The sequence below is a fragment of the Cytobacillus sp. Hm23 genome, assembly GCF_051842895.1.
Lineage (GTDB): Bacteria > Bacillota > Bacilli > Bacillales > SM2101 > Nanhaiella.
This window is the reverse complement of record NZ_JBPXRQ010000001.1, coordinates 159,525-175,734: the sequence shown is the minus strand read 5'-3', so window position 1 is coordinate 175,734 and position 16,210 is coordinate 159,525. Positions and strand designations below refer to the sequence as shown.

15 protein-coding genes are annotated in these 16,210 nt (G+C 33.8%); 9 read left to right on the top strand and 6 right to left on the bottom strand.

The genetic code is table 11. The features are described 5' to 3' along the window. The first annotated feature begins 1 nt into the window (after window position 1). The 4 genes from ACSVDA_RS00800 (at window position 2) to ACSVDA_RS00785 (ending at window position 3,635) form a co-directional block, all read left to right on the top strand. The gene (locus ACSVDA_RS00800; RefSeq protein WP_485880026.1) at window positions 2–937 is read left to right on the top strand and encodes an ABC transporter permease; all 936 of its coding nucleotides are present in this window, start codon (window positions 2–4) and stop codon (window positions 935–937) included. A gap of 91 nt (window positions 938–1,028) precedes the next feature. After that, complete coding sequence (locus ACSVDA_RS00795) at window positions 1,029–2,045, top strand: ABC transporter ATP-binding protein (RefSeq protein ID WP_485880024.1); 1,017 nt, start codon at window positions 1,029–1,031, stop codon at window positions 2,043–2,045. Beyond that, window positions 2,045–3,013: an ABC transporter ATP-binding protein gene (locus ACSVDA_RS00790; protein ID WP_485880022.1), complete on the top strand. Its 969-nt coding sequence runs from the start codon at window positions 2,045–2,047 to the stop codon at window positions 3,011–3,013. Before ACSVDA_RS00795 ends, ACSVDA_RS00790 begins: the two co-directional genes overlap by 1 nt. Before the next feature lie 409 nt (window positions 3,014–3,422). Continuing rightward, window positions 3,423–3,635, top strand: a complete 213-nt coding sequence (locus ACSVDA_RS00785) for a hypothetical protein (protein WP_485880020.1) — start codon at window positions 3,423–3,425, stop codon at window positions 3,633–3,635. Between the two features lie 317 nt (window positions 3,636–3,952). Here ACSVDA_RS00785 and ACSVDA_RS00780 read toward each other — a convergent pair whose 3' ends face one another. Further along, entirely contained in the window at window positions 3,953–5,329 is a 1,377-nt protein-coding gene (locus ACSVDA_RS00780) for an MATE family efflux transporter (protein WP_485880018.1), read from the bottom strand. A gap of 15 nt (window positions 5,330–5,344) precedes the next feature. Next, on the bottom strand, window positions 5,345–5,614 hold the full coding sequence (locus ACSVDA_RS00775; RefSeq protein WP_485880016.1) for a metal-sensing transcriptional repressor: 270 nt from the start codon (window positions 5,612–5,614) through the stop codon (window positions 5,345–5,347). A gap of 261 nt (window positions 5,615–5,875) precedes the next feature. Between ACSVDA_RS00775 and ACSVDA_RS00770 the strand changes: the two genes are divergently transcribed. Genes ACSVDA_RS00770 through ACSVDA_RS00760 form a run of 3 tightly spaced genes read left to right on the top strand, consistent with a single transcriptional unit; the run spans window position 5,876 to window position 7,810 of the window. Beyond that, window positions 5,876–6,241, top strand: coding sequence for a GntR family transcriptional regulator (locus ACSVDA_RS00770; RefSeq protein WP_485880014.1), 366 nt, complete (start codon window positions 5,876–5,878; stop codon window positions 6,239–6,241). Beyond that, window positions 6,241–7,116, top strand: coding sequence for an ATP-binding cassette domain-containing protein (locus ACSVDA_RS00765; protein ID WP_485880012.1), 876 nt, complete (start codon window positions 6,241–6,243; stop codon window positions 7,114–7,116). The genes ACSVDA_RS00770 and ACSVDA_RS00765 overlap by 1 nt, the downstream gene beginning before the upstream one ends. Further along, window positions 7,109–7,810 (top strand): hypothetical protein, encoded by a 702-nt coding sequence (locus tag ACSVDA_RS00760; protein ID WP_485880011.1) that lies wholly within the window; start codon window positions 7,109–7,111, stop codon window positions 7,808–7,810. Before ACSVDA_RS00765 ends, ACSVDA_RS00760 begins: the two co-directional genes overlap by 8 nt. A 613-nt stretch (window positions 7,811–8,423) precedes the next feature. Here ACSVDA_RS00760 and ACSVDA_RS00755 read toward each other — a convergent pair. From ACSVDA_RS00755 to ACSVDA_RS00745, 3 genes are read right to left on the bottom strand one after another with little or no spacing between them, the layout of a single operon-like run. Beyond that, window positions 8,424–9,122: a hypothetical protein gene (locus ACSVDA_RS00755; RefSeq protein WP_485880009.1), complete on the bottom strand. Its 699-nt coding sequence runs from the start codon at window positions 9,120–9,122 to the stop codon at window positions 8,424–8,426. Beyond that, on the bottom strand, window positions 9,119–9,994 hold the full coding sequence (locus tag ACSVDA_RS00750) for an ATP-binding cassette domain-containing protein (protein WP_485880007.1): 876 nt from the start codon (window positions 9,992–9,994) through the stop codon (window positions 9,119–9,121). The genes ACSVDA_RS00755 and ACSVDA_RS00750 overlap by 4 nt, the downstream gene beginning before the upstream one ends. After that, window positions 9,991–10,377, bottom strand: a complete 387-nt coding sequence (locus ACSVDA_RS00745; RefSeq protein WP_485880005.1) for a GntR family transcriptional regulator — start codon at window positions 10,375–10,377, stop codon at window positions 9,991–9,993. Before ACSVDA_RS00745 ends, ACSVDA_RS00750 begins: the two co-directional genes overlap by 4 nt. A gap of 526 nt (window positions 10,378–10,903) precedes the next feature. Between ACSVDA_RS00745 and ACSVDA_RS00740 the strand changes: the two genes are divergently transcribed. Continuing rightward, window positions 10,904–11,911 carry a phosphotransferase enzyme family protein gene (locus ACSVDA_RS00740; protein WP_485880003.1) on the top strand — a complete coding sequence of 336 codons (1,008 nt, stop codon included), beginning with the start codon at window positions 10,904–10,906 and terminating at the stop codon, window positions 11,909–11,911. A gap of 436 nt (window positions 11,912–12,347) precedes the next feature. Here ACSVDA_RS00740 and ACSVDA_RS00735 read toward each other — a convergent pair whose 3' ends face one another. Then, window positions 12,348–13,535 (bottom strand): alanyl-tRNA editing protein, encoded by a 1,188-nt coding sequence (locus ACSVDA_RS00735; protein WP_485880001.1) that lies wholly within the window; start codon window positions 13,533–13,535, stop codon window positions 12,348–12,350. Between the two features lie 104 nt (window positions 13,536–13,639). On the opposite strand from ACSVDA_RS00735, the gene ACSVDA_RS00730 reads away from it, so the two are divergent. Further along, window positions 13,640–16,207 carry an AAA domain-containing protein gene (locus tag ACSVDA_RS00730; RefSeq protein WP_485880000.1) on the top strand — a complete coding sequence of 856 codons (2,568 nt, stop codon included), beginning with the start codon at window positions 13,640–13,642 and terminating at the stop codon, window positions 16,205–16,207. The last annotated feature ends 3 nt before the right edge of the window (window positions 16,208–16,210 follow it).

The window sequence follows — 16,210 nt, the reverse complement described above, 5'->3', positions numbered from 1 at the left end:
TATGAATACAGATCCTATGATCCAAGATAAGAGATTCCAGCCTTTAGACAAGAGTATCTATAAAGCTGATCATGATAAACAGTATAAAAGTATGTCTTTTTCTCAAGATGTTTGGCGCCGTTTAAAAAAACATAAACCAGCCATGATTTCGTTGTTTTTCCTAGTAGTCATTACTTTTATGGCGTTTGCTGGTCCATATATGAATGAACATGATGCAGACTACCAAAATTATGACAGCATTAAAATGGAACCAACGATGGAAAATGATTATTGGTTTGGCACAGACACATTAGGTCGGGATATGTGGACCAGGACGTGGGAAGGTGCGAAAATATCACTACTCATTGGTGTTGTCGCAGCAACATTAGATGTTATTTTTGGCGTCGTCTATGGAGCTATTGCTGGCTACTTTGGAGGAAGAATTGATTTTATCATGATGCGATTTATAGAAATAATCGTAAGTATACCTAACATAATATTTACCATTTTACTATTGATGGTCATTGAACGAGGAATATTAGCAATTATTATCGCAATTGCTCTTACAGGTTGGGTGGGGATGGCCCGTCTTATCCGTGGCCAAGTAATGAGCTTAAAAAGTAGAGAATACGTATTAGCAGCGCGTTCTTTAGGATCAAAACCTATGAAACTTATACGTGTACATCTTATTCCTAATATGGTGGGCCCAATGATGGTTAACATGTCTTTTACGATACCAGCAGCTATTTTTGCTGAAGCTGTACTTAGTTTTATTGGCTTAGGTGTACCACTGCCAGATGCGTCTTTAGGTTCCTTAGTTAATGATGGAAGAAAATTACTTCTATTAGAACCTCACTTGTTATTTTTTCCAGCAACGATTATTACTTTGATCATTCTATCATTCAGTATTTTTGGAGACGGTTTGCGTGATGCAGTAGATCCAAGACTTCGAAAATAAAATAGATATTCTATGTTAATTCAATAAATGTTGTAAATATTAATAGCCTTATAAACAACTATTTTATTCAGCTTAGGGGGGTATAGACTTAATGAAAAAGCTATTAGAAGTAAAAGACTTATACTTTTCTTTTGATACATTTGAAGGTGAAGTTGAGGCAATACGAGGAGTAAGCTTTGAAGTGAAGAAGGGAGAAGTAATAGCCTTAGTCGGTGAATCAGGTTCTGGAAAAAGTGTTACGTCTCAAACTATTGTCGGGTTAAACCCAATGCCTCCAGGGCGCTATAAATCAGGTGAAATACTATTTGAAGGAAAAGATATATCCAAACTAAACGACAAAGAATTGCAAAAAGTACGTGGCGCTGAAATATCAATGATTTTCCAAGACCCTATGACTTCGTTAAACCCAACAATGAAGATTGGCAAACAAATTAGCGAGGGCCTAATAAAGCATCAAGGATTATCAAAGGAAGCTGCTAAACAGAAAGCAATTCAAATGCTTAGTTTAGTAGGTATTCCTAATCCTGATAAATTATTAAATAATTATGCACATCAATTTAGTGGCGGAATGAGACAACGTGTCATGATTGCCATTGCATTAGCTTGTAACCCGAAGCTGTTAATTGCAGATGAACCTACAACGGCACTTGATGTAACGATACAGGCTCAAATTATAGATTTAATGAAAGATTTACAAAAAAAGATCGATACATCCATTATTTTAATTACACATGACCTAGGAGTTGTAGCTAATATTGCTCAGAGAGTCATGATTATGTACGCAGGGAAGATTGTTGAACAAGGCTTTTTAGAAGAAATATTTTATAACCCTAGGCACCCTTATACATGGGGATTGTTAAAGTCCGTACCCCGTTTAGATTCGAGGGAACACGGAAGGTTAGCATCAATTCCTGGTACACCGCCACCATTGAATAACCCACCTAACGGCTGTCCATTTGCAGAGCGCTGTGATTATGCCATGAATATTTGTGCGGAAGAATATCCTTATGAAACAACTAAATCAGCAACTCATAAAGTTGCTTGCTGGCTTGAGGATCCAGCGGTTCCTCCGATACATCAACCTATGCAGCTAGGAGGACAAGTATAATGGGAAACGTTAAACCGTTACTAAAAGTGAAGAATTTACACAAAGAGTTTAAAGTCGGGGGAGGCCAGAAACTTAAAGCAGTAAATGACGTATCTTTTACAGTAAATGAAGGTGAAACTTTTGGTTTAGTAGGAGAGTCAGGTTGTGGAAAATCAACAACAGGAAGAACAATATTGCAGTTATACGAAGCAACAAGCGGTGAAATTATTTTTGATGGTGAAGACATCTTAAAAATGGACAAAAAAAGAAAAAGAGCATTACACAGTGATATCCAAATGATCTTTCAGGATCCATATGCATCTTTAAATCCAAGGTTAACAGTCACAGAGATCATTGCTGAAGGAATGGATGCACAAAAAATGTACAAAAAGAATAAAAAGGCTAAGCTTGCACGAGTGTATGAGTTGTTAGAACTAGTTGGCTTAAATAAAAATCATGCAAACAGGTATCCACACGAATTTTCTGGTGGACAGCGCCAGCGTATAGGTATCGCTAGAGCATTAGCAGTACAGCCGAGATTTATTATAGCAGATGAACCAATATCAGCGTTAGATGTATCCATCCAGGCACAGGTTGTTAATTTATTTCAAGAATTACAGGAAAAGAACAAGCTAACTTACTTATTCATTGCTCATGATTTAGCGATGGTCAAACATATATCTGATCGCATTGGTGTCATGTACCTCGGTAAGCTAGTTGAAGTAGCAGAAAGTGTAGAATTGTATGAGGACCCACTTCATCCGTATACACAGGCTCTACTTTCAGCTATACCTATCCCAGATCCAGATATTGAACAAAGTAGGGAACGTATCGTCTTGAAGGGAGACGTGCCAAGTCCAATGAATCCTCCTAGTGGTTGTCATTTTCGCACAAGATGTCCTTATGTCAAAAAAGAATGCGAAGAAAAAAAGCCTGAGCTTGTTGAGGTCAAGAAAGGTCATTTTGTTGCTTGTCATATATATGAATAGCTTGCCAAAATAACTGTATTTCGAACAACTAAATCTTTAATACCTATATTTTAAAGAGAACTCTTGTTGACATTTAATAGTTATGTTATTTAATGTAGCAAAACGAGATTTTATACAAATTAAATACAACTATACGCAAGCTCTATATGTGTTTAATAACAACAACCTATGCAGATATATCATAACTCATTGTAAGAAAGGAAAGATTTTTGTGTATTCTTACAAACATACAAAATACATCTTAAGTATTGTTATATTACTGTTATGTATTGTGTTAAGTTTCTTATTTGGCAATGATAAAGATTTTATATTTACTCTAACAAACTACACATTTATATTTGGATTACTTATGTTAACACTTTGCACGATTTTTTATTTATTGGAGCGTTGGTTCACTCCTGTTTTTTTGATGAGTTCGGGTAAAGATTTTCGATCGAAAGAAAAACATGCTAACAGCTTAGTAGATTACAAGGTTGATCCTGATACGATAAAAGAGCAAGAACAGCAACAAATGCAAAAAAATATTCTTAAAAAAGAAATAGTCAACATTCAGTTAACAATCGCAGTTACCTTGCTTACTGTAGCGGTTGTGCTAAACCTTATTTACTATATGATTCAATAAGGGATAGGTTATAATGTGGTTGGACTTTCAATGATTTTTCCATATTCTAAATTATTAGTTTCATCCTTGTTAATTTATAAAAACTTACACACGTAGATATATAAATGAGCATAATAAAAGGGAGTCTTATAGATTAAATTCGAAATCTTATAACTCCCTTTTAATTTATGTCTGAATGAAGTACTTTTTCCCCATTTATTGTAGTTATCATACTAAGCACAAAACATGTATACTCCAACATTTCGTGGCATCTTTTCTTCTATATAGCGATGACTTTTGAGTGAAAAACGTATATATAATCTAGTATATTAACAAAGTTATGCTTCCAACTTCGTTATATTATTTATCCAATTATTATTTTTATATCGTTTCCACAAAAAGATTGCTCTAAATAAGTTATCTAAACCAATTGCAATCCATATCCCCGCAATTCCAAAACCCAAGTATAATCCTAGTAGATAAACACCTAGTGTTCTAATTAACCAGATCCCGATTGCAGTTGTATACATCGGAAATTTAGTATTTTCGCCGCCTTGATAAATGCCTGTTAAGATGAGAACAAATGCAAGAACCGGCTGAATAAATGCATCTATTTTCAATGCAAGAGTGATTTGTTGAATAACACTAATATCTGTTGTGAAAAATGATGCTGCCCATTCTCCAAAGAAGAAGAGTAGTAGACCAAAAATAGTCATAGCAATCGTGCCAATTAGAATCGAATAATTCCCATACCTTTGCGCTCCTGCAAAATCCTTTTCTCCAAGCTTTTGACTGACTAATGTGGTTGCTGCTGTTGCAAATCCATACCCAATCATATAAGAAAATATTTCAATATTTCCTGCAATTTGGTGGGCTGCAAATGTGTTTGTTCCTAGAGCAACAATCATCCCAAAGTAAAGCACTTGACCGACTCTCATAACAAGTCTTTCTCCAGCAGCTGGGGCACCTAAAGTAATTAATTGTAGCTGGGACTTTTTATTAATCTTCCAATCTTTTTTCTTAAATGCAAGAATGTTCGATTTTGCTAAGTAGATTGTTAAGCCAATTACGCCAATAAACCTAGAAATGACAGTAGCAAAGGCAGCACCCGCAAGTCCGAAAGAAGGGATGAAGAAAAAACCAAAAATGAGAATATAATCTAATAATATATTTAATAGGTTGATCGTAACACTTATTTTCATTGGTGTTTTAGTATCACCAGTTCCTCGCATAATGCTACTAAGAACAAACATTAGTGATATTAAAATAGAAGGGATGGCTACAATTTGAAAATATGTAACTGCAGCGCTTAACACATCTTGTTCTACACCCATTAAGAGTAATAGAAATTCAGCAAAAAATATCGAAATAACACCAAAGAAGATACCAAATAATGCCGCCAAAATAATGGCCTGTTGCCCAATTTGACTCGCTTTTTCCTTGTTATTTGCTCCTATATTTTTTGCTACGTAAACATTTGTCGCAACCCCTAACGACATAAATACTGCAAAATAAATAGCCAAAATAGCGTTCGTTACACCAACAGCAGACACTTCAATTAAACCAAGCTTTGAAACAAATAACGTATCTACAAATCCAAGTATTGTTTGAAAAAAATTCTCAATAACTGCTGGTAATGCTAGAGCTAAAATCGTGATGATCAAATGTTTAGTTGTTTCAGGTGAATTCTTTTGTTGTTCAATTTGATGCTCCATTTAATATACCTTCCTCTAACGTATAAATTTGTCAATGGCATCGTTTAATTTATCCAATACTTCATCATCACCTTCTTTTACAGCCTCGACTACACAGCCCTCAAGGTGGTCCTTTAGTATCAATTTCCCACAATTGTCAAGTGCTGAACGAATAGCAGCTATTTGAATAAGTAGATCACCGCAATCTCTATCTGATGCAGCCATATCTTTCACAGAACGAACATGTCCTTCAATCCTGGCTAACCGATTCACTATACTTTTGCGATGTTTATGATGGTCTGACATATATTATCACCTCACTGAACACTATATCCCCTAGGGGGGGTTATTTGCAAGCCCAAAAATTCGATTATAATCAAATATCTTAGTAGCACAAGATACTTATTGTTTGCTATAAGTTTACTAATTGAAGTGCCCATCATAGAGAAAGGGTGCATAGTCCACAAAACAGGTAAAATAATTTTTTATATAGAAAGTATTGACATTTTATTCAAAAACATTTAAGTTAGTTACATAAATAGCTAACCAATGAAGGAAGGAACCATTATGGATCAAAAATTAAACAGTGAAAAACCCATTTTTTCTCAAATCGCTGAAAATATTGAATCAAGTATCTTAGATGGGTCTATTAAGGAAGGAGAAAAAGTGCCTTCTACAAATGAGTTTGGCAAATATTATCAAATTAACCCTGCTACAGCATCAAAAGGGATTAATCAGCTTGTGGATCAGAAGATATTATTTAAAAAAAGGGGAATAGGTATGTTTGTCGCAGATGGTGCTAAAGAAATGATTTTCGAAAAGCGGAAAAAAGATTTTTACAATGATTACATCATTCCATTAAAAGCTGAAGCAAATAAGCTTGGTTTATCTAAGGAAGAACTTTCTATTTTGATTAACAAGGAGGAAGAATGATGAAAATATATACACAAAACCTTAGTCAGAAGTATGGTTCCAAAACAGCATTACACAACCTTAACATAACGCTTGAGGAGGATAAGATTTATGGGCTATTAGGTAGAAATGGGGCAGGGAAGACGACATTTATGCAAATACTTGCAGGTCATATATTACAAAGCAAAGGTAAAATATTTATAAATAACGAACAACCTTTCAATAATCGAAATGTGTTAAAAAATGTTTGCTTAATTAATGAAAGCAACAATTTTAAAAGAAAATTAAAGGTTAAACATGTACTACTTGTAGCATCTAAATTTTATCCAACTTGGTCAAAGCAAACAGCCGATCATTTATTACATGTGTTCAATTTAGACCCGAATATGAGTGCTAGATCATTGTCTAAAGGGATGGAATCTGCATTAGGTATCATCATAGGACTTTCAAGCGGAGCAAAAATTACTATTTTTGATGAACCGTATATCGGTTTAGATGCATCAGCACGATATAAGTTTTATGATCTTATACTAGACGAGTATAAGAGGAATCCTCGAACGTTTATTTTATCAACCCATCTAATTGATGAGGCGAGTAATTTATTTGAAGAAATTTTGTTAATCCAGGATGGGGAATTGCTACTACACAAAACGGCAGATGAATTACAAGAAATGAGTCTTCAAATAAGTGGGAATACACAAGCAGTTAATGAGTATTGCCATGAAAAAAATGTTATTTTTGAGAATGAGATGATTGGAAGAAAAACAGCTATGTTATTTGGTGAAAAATTAAACATACAAGAGGCAAAATTAAAAGGCTTAGATGTAGGGCGGTGCAATATTCAGGAATTAATGGTTCACTTGACAGAAAAAGAAGGGGGACGCTTATATGCATAATGATATTCGAGCAACCTTAAATTATTTCATTTATGATTTTCGCTTCACGATAAGTATCTTTTGGGTTGTGTTGTGTTCAAGTTTAGTAGTACTTTCTATAGCTTCATTATCTCTTGACTCAATTGTGAGAATAAATACTAGTTTAGCGGTATACATTTATGCTGCTATTGCTGGATTTTCAATTACTAAAGAAATTTTTCCTAATTGTATAAAAATGGGAGCGACACGGAATAACTATATTATAGCAGCTAGTTTTTTCGCTATTCTTTTTGCCATTTTTATGTCTGCAATGAATTTACTCGTATCTTTTATTTTTCAATTAATAACTACTGCGCCGGAACTATCAAATTTAGCGATATTTTACACTTTAGATGCTACAACATTATCATTTACATGGTTCAATCACTTTTTCATTGACTTTGTCATTTGTCTTTTCATCATATCAGTGGGTTTCTTCTCTAGTGCTATATTCTACAGATTCGGTCTAATTGGTGGATTCGTCAACCTAGCTTTGCTAGGTATATTCATTTTAATACCTAACGTCCGTGATTTATTTATAGATTTTGTTATGAGTATAGAGGAGCGCACGATAGAATTAAATTTTGGCGCAGTCACGATAGTTGTAATCACATTTATTTTCCTAACATGGTTAGTATTAAGAAGAGCTTCTTTAGTACAAAGTGTATCAAGATAGATAGTTATGGAACGGAAGGATATTTTACTATAGATATACTCTTAGACTTTGTTCCTATTGATATCAAACTAGAACAATAATATGTATTATTATACGTTTTTCGTTGTATTACTTAAGGTTAGCTGATACGAATTATGTTAACTTGTATACTTTCTTAAGAAGAAAAACAACAATTCATACGAAAACAGCAATAATTTAAGTGATAAATGAATTTTCATACCACTTCAACAAGGTTGCATAATGGGAACACCTTGAGGGAATAAGAATTTGTTTTAAAGCACTAATAATAAAACGATACGATCTATTTTAAAATGATCGTATCGTTGGTAGTTATGAAGGGGTATTTTTCAGGATCTAATTAACCGTCGTAATATGGAAATTGGTTTAAGGACTTCCTAATATAAGTAATAGTTCAATCGTACATTCTAGCTTTAGGATCACACTTTTTGATTGAGAATATGTCTATAGCTGAGTAAATAGTAGGCAATGTCAGTCTAATACACTATAAATGCGGCTAATCTGCATATATATCTACATAATATTGTCGTGCTAATTACAATATGAGAAAAAGAGTTAAAACATATCATACAAATTCTATGAGAAGTTTGGTCAATTAAGCGTTTCTTGCTTTCATTACAAGTGGCGCATGTTTCATCATTGGGAAAGTGCATATTAACAAACAAAATCCTATAAAACCTACAATTGTAAATGTATAAATAACATTTAATTCAAAAACCCACTCCAATAAAGAAGTAATGTTAATAATATTTATTAATATTGTAATAAGAAGGTTAAATGCGAAAAAAATGATTAAGAAATTTCGGGATCCCAGTCTTTTCCAACTGACGGTAAGAAAGGCACTTAGTCCAAGTAATAAAAAACCAACCATCAAATCAATCCACACATATACTAGTATATGATAATTCATTGAATAGAACATGCCTGGATGAAAGAAGGATAACTTGTGAACACCAAATTGATTCAATGTGTTCATAAAAAAATAGATAACATTTAAAACGGTAATAAAGCAAATAACCATAATGGAAGCGATAAAGTAGTATGACTTTAAAAACTGTTTTCGAGTACTGCCTAGGCCTATTAAAACTGGGAAGGAATAAACAATTCCAATAGCTGCTATTGTACAAATTGCTCCATATATCGGCCCGAAAAGGGTAGCAGTAAAACTGACTTCAAAAATAACCCCAATTGCTATAAAAATAACAGCTAGCCCTAATGTTATTGCTGAAAATAACAATAACCACCAACGCATATCTTCGTATAACAGCCTGTATGTTCCTTTTACAGCATTCATACATTAACCACCTTCTTAGTCGTAGTCATGTTAATTAAATAGCCTTGTAAAGTAGCTTTTTCAATCAACAGATTTTGTTCAGAAGCCATTCTTTTCCATTCGTTAGAGTATGGAGCATCAATCATAATTTTAGTTGTAGAGCCTATTTTTGAAGATTCTATGATTTTTGCATGCTTCATCACTTTATGAATATCTTCTTCAGCACCTGATAGGAGAATGCCACGCTCACGCATTTCTTCCATTTGATGATAGAACAATACTTTTCCTTCATGTACGACAACTAGCGATTCACATAAAGGCTGGATTTCTTCAATATGATGAGTGGAGAGTAAAATCAATCGAGGTTTGTCTTCATAGCTTTTTAATAATACATCATAAAATTGCTTGCGCTTTACAGCATCTAAACCATTCGTTGGCTCATCTAGAATTGTCACTGTAGCGTTGCTTGCCAAGCCCAGTAAGATTTGTGCCGCGGTTTTCATTCCTTTGGAGAATTTAGTAATTTTCTTTTTTACTGGTAATTCGAATAGATCACACAAAGATTCTGCTAGCTCCTGATCCCAATTTGGATGAAAATATTGCCCGTATTTTAATACATCCTGTACTGTCCAATTCTTACCGAAGGGATGATTTTCTTGAATATAACATATATGTTGTTGTGCAGATAAATTGTTGTATGGATTTTGATCCATAATGGTAATTTCCCCATTATCTGGTCGGTCATGTCCTGCTAACAAACTCATAAGTGTTGTTTTTCCAGCTCCATTTTTCCCCCATATACCGCAAATAATCGGTGCATCCTCCTTAAATGAAAAATGATTCAACACAGGTGTCTGATGGTATCCGTAACTGACATTTTGTACATTAATCATGTTCCACTCTCCTCATTTTTTTTCTGTTGTCCTCTTATTAAGTCAATTATCATTTCTTCATCAATGTGAATGCGGCGTGCTTCTTCCAGTAAAGGCATGATGTATTCTTCATAAAAATGTTGCTTTCTTTCTATAAGCAATTTTTCTCTCGCTCCTTTTGCAACAAACATTCCAACACCTCGTTGCTTGTAAATGATTCCTTTATCAACAAGGGACTGCAAACCCTTTCGTGCGGTTGCGGGATTAATATTGTAGAACCGTGAAAGCTCATTTGTTGATGGAACTTGCTCTTCAACTTTTAACCTGCCGTCAACGATGTCATCCATTATCATCACAGCAATTTGTTGGAAAATAGGCTGAGATTCATCAAGAGTTGATTTCATTTATGCCACCTCACTTTAAGTAAAAATACAGCTTAGTTGTATAGTTGGTCACTCATGTAACCAACTATACAGGAAGTTTTTCTTTCTGTAAAGATGATTCTAATTAATAGGTGAATACACAAATACTCTGGATGCCACATTTTTTATGCGTTAAGCTGGTACTAAACCTACAAACTCTAACTAGTAATTTTAACTAAGTAGTAATAACTAAATCGTGCAAAGGAAATGAACTTTTTAGTAATGGGTCTGCTGAAAAATGAAGTAGTGCAATTTTGTAAGAATTCCGTTAGCTGAACTATATTTCCTCTCACTAGATACTGTAAAAAAAATCGTTTATACAAAAAATAAATAAAGAAGATTAAAACTGATCATCCCACTCAATTGATGATCAGTTTTTTATGGCAAGTTTGATTACAAATGATTCTTGCTATTTCTAAATACTTATACATCAATTAGAGTTGACATTAGGAAACAAACTAAATAGATTATTTCAATCTTTATTTATAGTAGAAGGGAAGTTATATTTATGGAACAAGAACAAAGTGGTGTAATAACAAAAGATAAAGCATTATATAAGGTAGCAGAACTTGCGACAGAGAAATATGATCTGCAATTTGAGGAGTTAGTTTTTCTTAGTGAAGAGACTAACATCTTATATAAACTTAAAGATCATTTAGGTTATACATATGTCATGAAAATCTTTCAAGAGGAATCTAGTTCTTTAGAGGATAATCTTACTGAAATATTCTTTATGGACATTGTAAATGAAGCTAATCACATCTCTGCTCCGAGAATGATCTCAGGGAAAGATGGGGAAAAATTACAAGTTATTAAATCAAAATATACTTCTACACCTAAACGTGTTGCTTTATATAGTTGGTTGGAAGGTGATGATTTAGAGGGGAATGAAAGTGAGAAGCGCTTTATACAATTAGGTGAGTTAACTGCTCGTCTGCATAAAACAACTTATGGGATACAGATTCCTTCAAAAATTACTCCAAAAACATGGGATAAAGTATTTTATTATCATGGAGAAGAAGCAATCTATAAACATGAAAAATTCCAGAAGTTTTTGTCAAAAGAATACCATCAAATAATGGATGGGATCATTCCTTTTTTAAATGAGCAATTATCGACTTACTATAAAAATAATAGTGAAAACCTTCAATTAATACATGGTGATCTAAACCCATCGAATATTAAAGTTAACGGGGAACAAATGCATTTGATAGATTTTGAGGATTCAATGTTTGGGTTGCCAATACACGACATATCCATTATGTTGTATTACTACAAGTATGAGGAGACACAAAATTTTGATGAAGTAAAACGTTTTTATATACAAGGTTATAGAAAGGTCCGTAATTTACCTAATATAACTGACTACGAGCTTGAGCTATTTATGACCGCTAGAAGAGTGAACTTCTTGAATTATATATTGGAAGTTAGTAATGATCCTGTAGATTTTATTGAAACTAGTTTACCTAGAGTTAAAGAATTTGTCGAAAAGTATAACATTAACTTAAAGAAGTGAGCTCGTTAAAGTTTGGCTCTTTTCGTAAACTTTGTTGCTATTTTTATTAGAGCTTAATAATTGCCTGATCACTAAATGTATACGTGTTTATACCTTAGAGCGTTTAGCAACAATCAATGCGAAGAAAGCCTAAAGTATTTACATCGGCGAAGTATAAAACCTAATATGCTTCATTTGTCTAATGTAAGCTAAGGAGGTGGTGAACTATAAGCATATGAATGACTGTTTGCAAAAGCTGGTTCTTAATTCAACTAAAATAGATTGTAAGTACAAATATCATGTAGCTTATTTTAACATCGTTGAAAATAATGGTACGTTAAAACACTTTCAATGAGAGGTAGCCAAAAATAATTACCCCACTTGCTAATACCCCCAAATCATATGATTTGGGGGTATATATGGTACTGACTTTAACTTTTTGTTCGGAGTACGATATCTATTCACTAACCTTAATATTCTTAGTATACTCTTTTGCAAAAGTCAAAAATTTTGTAGCATCACTTGTTGATGTAAATGATACTTGTGCTTGTTTGTCGTTTCCTCCGCCTTTACCTTCATACTCTTTCGCATGCTCTTTTACCATTGCCCCGATATGTATATCGAATCCACCGCCTTGTGCTATTAATAGCCGATTTTCGATAGTTGATAATAATAACACGATAGCCTGCTGACTTGCTAAAATTTGTTTTGACATAAGTTGTAAGTCTCTACTACTATAATCATTTGATATATAGTGTATAACATGGTCATTTGCTTCGCGAATTAATTCCTCTGCCACATATGAAAATAATTGACTTTTTACCTCGCTTATATCTTTTTGTAATTGTTTTCTCTCTAGGTCCATTTTGTCTAGATTATTTACGAAATTATCCCTACTCGTACTTAGCTTTAAACCGATATTTGTTATGACTGAGTGTGCTGATCCATAATCAGCTAAAGCTCTAAAGCCACATACAAAATATAGTCGTGTTTTGCCCCGATGTTTTTCGGTTATAAGTACCTTTAGCATACCTATTTGTCCTGTAGATCCCACATGTGTACCGCAACAAGCTGACACATCAATGCCAGTAATTTCAACGATCCTAATATTTTCTGATACTTTCGGAAGTTTAAGTAATGGTAATGAAGGTAATTCATCACTACACACATAATAAGTTTTTATTTTCCTATTTTCAAATATATATTTGTTCACCTGTTGTTCTACTTGGAACAATTGATCATCAGATATGCTAGGTGTATCTAAGTCAATGGATACAGTATCTGATCCAAGGTGAAAGCTTAAAGTCTCCATCTCAAACAATTCAATACATACAGCTGATAATAAATGTTGTCCAGTATGATGTTGTGTATGATCTATACGTCGTTGTTTGTCAATTTGACAATCCGCCTCACCAATGTTTAATGGCGCTGTCACTTGATGAACGATACTTGTACCATCTTCTTGCACATCAATAACTTCTACACCATTAATTGTTCCATGATCTGCTGGTTGTCCTCCACCTTCTGGATAAAATGCAGTTTCTTCAAGAATAACGAAGTATTTACCATCCTTTTCATATTTATGTGTAATGACAGTTTGCCAAGTAGTCATAGTTGGTTCTGAATAATAGAGGTTCGTTTTCATTATTTTACACCTTTCCCACGTTGGATTTAATTGATATAATTATGATTTTCGTATATTATACTATTTTTTGCAATTATTAAAGGGTAATTAGAAGGGAAACTGAGATGAAATTAACTATTCATGAGATTTTTGAGCAATGGCAAAAGGCACTTCAAGCAGAAATATCTACGTTGAAAGACAAAGGTGGCTCTAGTGTTCATATTCGACATGGAAAGATGATTTCTTCTCATCAAGATGAATATATTTATGTTTTTTATACAAGTTCAGATGTTTATTTGGTAGAAGGTGCAGGAATAAGAATTAAGTATAATGAAGTAGATTATCATGGAGAGATTATATCTGTTGAAGGTAACCAACTTATACTCACACTAGCGACATATATAGGGAAAACAGTCAGCGATTTAGAATTGAGTACGGAACCTTGGCGTTTAATTGAAGCTTTATTAACAAGACTTGATGAAACTACAAACGATCAACAAAAACTTAGGCAAGTGTCAAAGTTGTTAAGAGGTAATGCGGCTGTTAATCATCATCAACAACATGCTGAAACTCCTTTGAAAGAGGTTGTTAATCGAAGTTTATATAACGATACAACTTATGTTTGGGGACCACCTGGTACAGGAAAAACATTCACGCTTTCCAGACTTATCGTGCAAAATTATGTAAAAGGACAAAAAATCCTCGTCTTAACACATAGCAATGCTGCACTTGATGTAGTAATGCTTGCTGTTACGAATTTCTTGTCTGAACATGGACGTTGGAAAACAGGTGATATTATTAGATACGGTTTGAGTCGAGACGAACAGGTAATTGCCCACGATAGTCTACTGTCTTCAACAATTGCTGAACAGATCCATCATCAAATACGTGACCGAAAAATGGTTATTACTGAACAAAAGGATTATGTTAAAGAGAAAATAGAAACTAAGCAACACGTTCCGATACAATCAGTTACATCATTACAGACTGAACTAGAAGGGTATCGTTCTGATTTATCTGAGGCAGAGAAAGAAGTTATTCAGCGAGCACGAGTAATAGGGGTAACTCTAACAAAAGCGGCAGTAGATAAGCAAATTTTTGATAGAAAATATGATCTTATCGTGATTGATGAAGCAAGTATGGCATATGTCCCACAAATAGCCTTTGCAGCTACTCTTGGTAAGAGAATTGTTGTTTGTGGTGATTTTCAACAGTTACCACCTATTGCTCTTTCAGACAATTTATATGTAAACAGATGGCTTAAAGAAGATATATTCCGGAAGACAAACATTGTGACGACTTTGGAAAAACGAGGAAAACACCCGAATTTGTATATGCTAACCAAACAGAGAAGGATGCATCCTGATATTTCCGCATTTTCTAATGTAGAAATGTATCAATCCTATGTAAGTGATCACAAAACAGTTAAAAAGAGAGCAATCATTGCTAGAAAAAAGCCTTATCCAGGTGATGCAATGATTTTCATTGATAGCTCCTATTTTCAAGCTATCGCGATGAAGGATGAAATCTATGAATCAAGGTTTAACATAATCTCAGCCTGTCTTGCACTGCACAATATATTTGTTGCCTATCGAAATGGGCATAAATCTATAGGGTACGTGACGCCATATCGTGCCCAAGCTCGAATCATATCCACTTGGCTAAATGAAAGAATGCCATTATCAAAATTAGCAGAAGGTACGACAATTACAGCTGCAACTATTCACAAATTTCAAGGATCTGAACGAGATTTCATCATATTTGATATTGTGGACAGTAATGGCCAACTTACTGCTGGACAATTGTTAACTAATAAACAATCATCACGACTAGTAAATGTAGCTGTCACAAGAGCAAAAGGCAAGTTATTAACTATTGCTGATCAACCTTTTATTAAGAGCAAGGTAGGTAAAGATAAAGCGATTAGTAAACTGTTAAATCATATGCAAAATCACAAACAGAGCTACGACAGCATTGTAGCATCATTAACAGATGACCGAGGTAGTAAACAATTAACTTGGTATCGGAATAATGAAGCGAACGATATATTATTAAAAGATATATTAAACGCAAACAAAAGAATTATAATCTCTGCACCACAATTACACAACTATCATAATCAACTTTGGCCATTGTTAAAAGGTTTATCTAATAAAATGGTCATCACAATAATTACTGAAGAACCTGAACAAATTCCACTACAAAGCTACCATTTAGTACAAAAAAGGGTTTTACAGCCATTTGTCATTATAGATGAAAGAATCATATGGGCGATCGCTCATACAGATACACAGGTTGCAGCAAAAATGAATGCACCACAAACAGTTCGGCTGCTATTAAAATACTTAAATATCCCATTGGCAAAACGTAATCAAATGCAAGTTAGAGAAACAATACTTCTACATCATCCAACGATTTCACTGAAGAAGTATATTGCAACTTGGCACTACTGTTACGTATGTAATCACCAGCAGAGCAGCTTTATAAATGACGAAGGAAAAATTTCACTTGAGTGTAAGCATTGCTATAGTAAACGGATATTGTCTGACAAAATATTAGCTAAATATTTACAATATATTGATGCAAGATGTAAGCAATGTCATTCAAAATTAAATGAGGAAATGAAAAATGGACAGACAGCCATCTATTGCTCAACATGTAAAGTCTATTACGATACAAAACAATTGTGGTAAACA

What these genes read in the sequence shown, in the direction of transcription:
- ACSVDA_RS00800 (WP_485880026.1), top strand. Translation starts at nt 2, where the DNA reads ATGAATACAGATCCTATGATCCAAGATAAGAGATTCCAGCCTTTAGAC.
- ACSVDA_RS00795 (WP_485880024.1), top strand. Translation starts at nt 1,029, where the DNA reads ATGAAAAAGCTATTAGAAGTAAAAGACTTATACTTTTCTTTTGATACA.
- ACSVDA_RS00790 (WP_485880022.1), top strand. Translation starts at nt 2,045, where the DNA reads ATGGGAAACGTTAAACCGTTACTAAAAGTGAAGAATTTACACAAAGAG.
- ACSVDA_RS00785 (WP_485880020.1), top strand. Translation starts at nt 3,423, where the DNA reads ATGAGTTCGGGTAAAGATTTTCGATCGAAAGAAAAACATGCTAACAGC.
- ACSVDA_RS00780 (WP_485880018.1), bottom strand. Translation starts at nt 5,329, where the DNA reads ATGGAGCATCAAATTGAACAACAAAAGAATTCACCTGAAACAACTAAA.
- ACSVDA_RS00775 (WP_485880016.1), bottom strand. Translation starts at nt 5,614, where the DNA reads ATGTCAGACCATCATAAACATCGCAAAAGTATAGTGAATCGGTTAGCC.
- ACSVDA_RS00770 (WP_485880014.1), top strand. Translation starts at nt 5,876, where the DNA reads ATGGATCAAAAATTAAACAGTGAAAAACCCATTTTTTCTCAAATCGCT.
- ACSVDA_RS00765 (WP_485880012.1), top strand. Translation starts at nt 6,241, where the DNA reads ATGAAAATATATACACAAAACCTTAGTCAGAAGTATGGTTCCAAAACA.
- ACSVDA_RS00760 (WP_485880011.1), top strand. Translation starts at nt 7,109, where the DNA reads ATGCATAATGATATTCGAGCAACCTTAAATTATTTCATTTATGATTTT.
- ACSVDA_RS00755 (WP_485880009.1), bottom strand. Translation starts at nt 9,122, where the DNA reads ATGAATGCTGTAAAAGGAACATACAGGCTGTTATACGAAGATATGCGT.
- ACSVDA_RS00750 (WP_485880007.1), bottom strand. Translation starts at nt 9,994, where the DNA reads ATGATTAATGTACAAAATGTCAGTTACGGATACCATCAGACACCTGTG.
- ACSVDA_RS00745 (WP_485880005.1), bottom strand. Translation starts at nt 10,377, where the DNA reads ATGAAATCAACTCTTGATGAATCTCAGCCTATTTTCCAACAAATTGCT.
- ACSVDA_RS00740 (WP_485880003.1), top strand. Translation starts at nt 10,904, where the DNA reads ATGGAACAAGAACAAAGTGGTGTAATAACAAAAGATAAAGCATTATAT.
- ACSVDA_RS00735 (WP_485880001.1), bottom strand. Translation starts at nt 13,535, where the DNA reads ATGAAAACGAACCTCTATTATTCAGAACCAACTATGACTACTTGGCAA.
- ACSVDA_RS00730 (WP_485880000.1), top strand. Translation starts at nt 13,640, where the DNA reads ATGAAATTAACTATTCATGAGATTTTTGAGCAATGGCAAAAGGCACTT.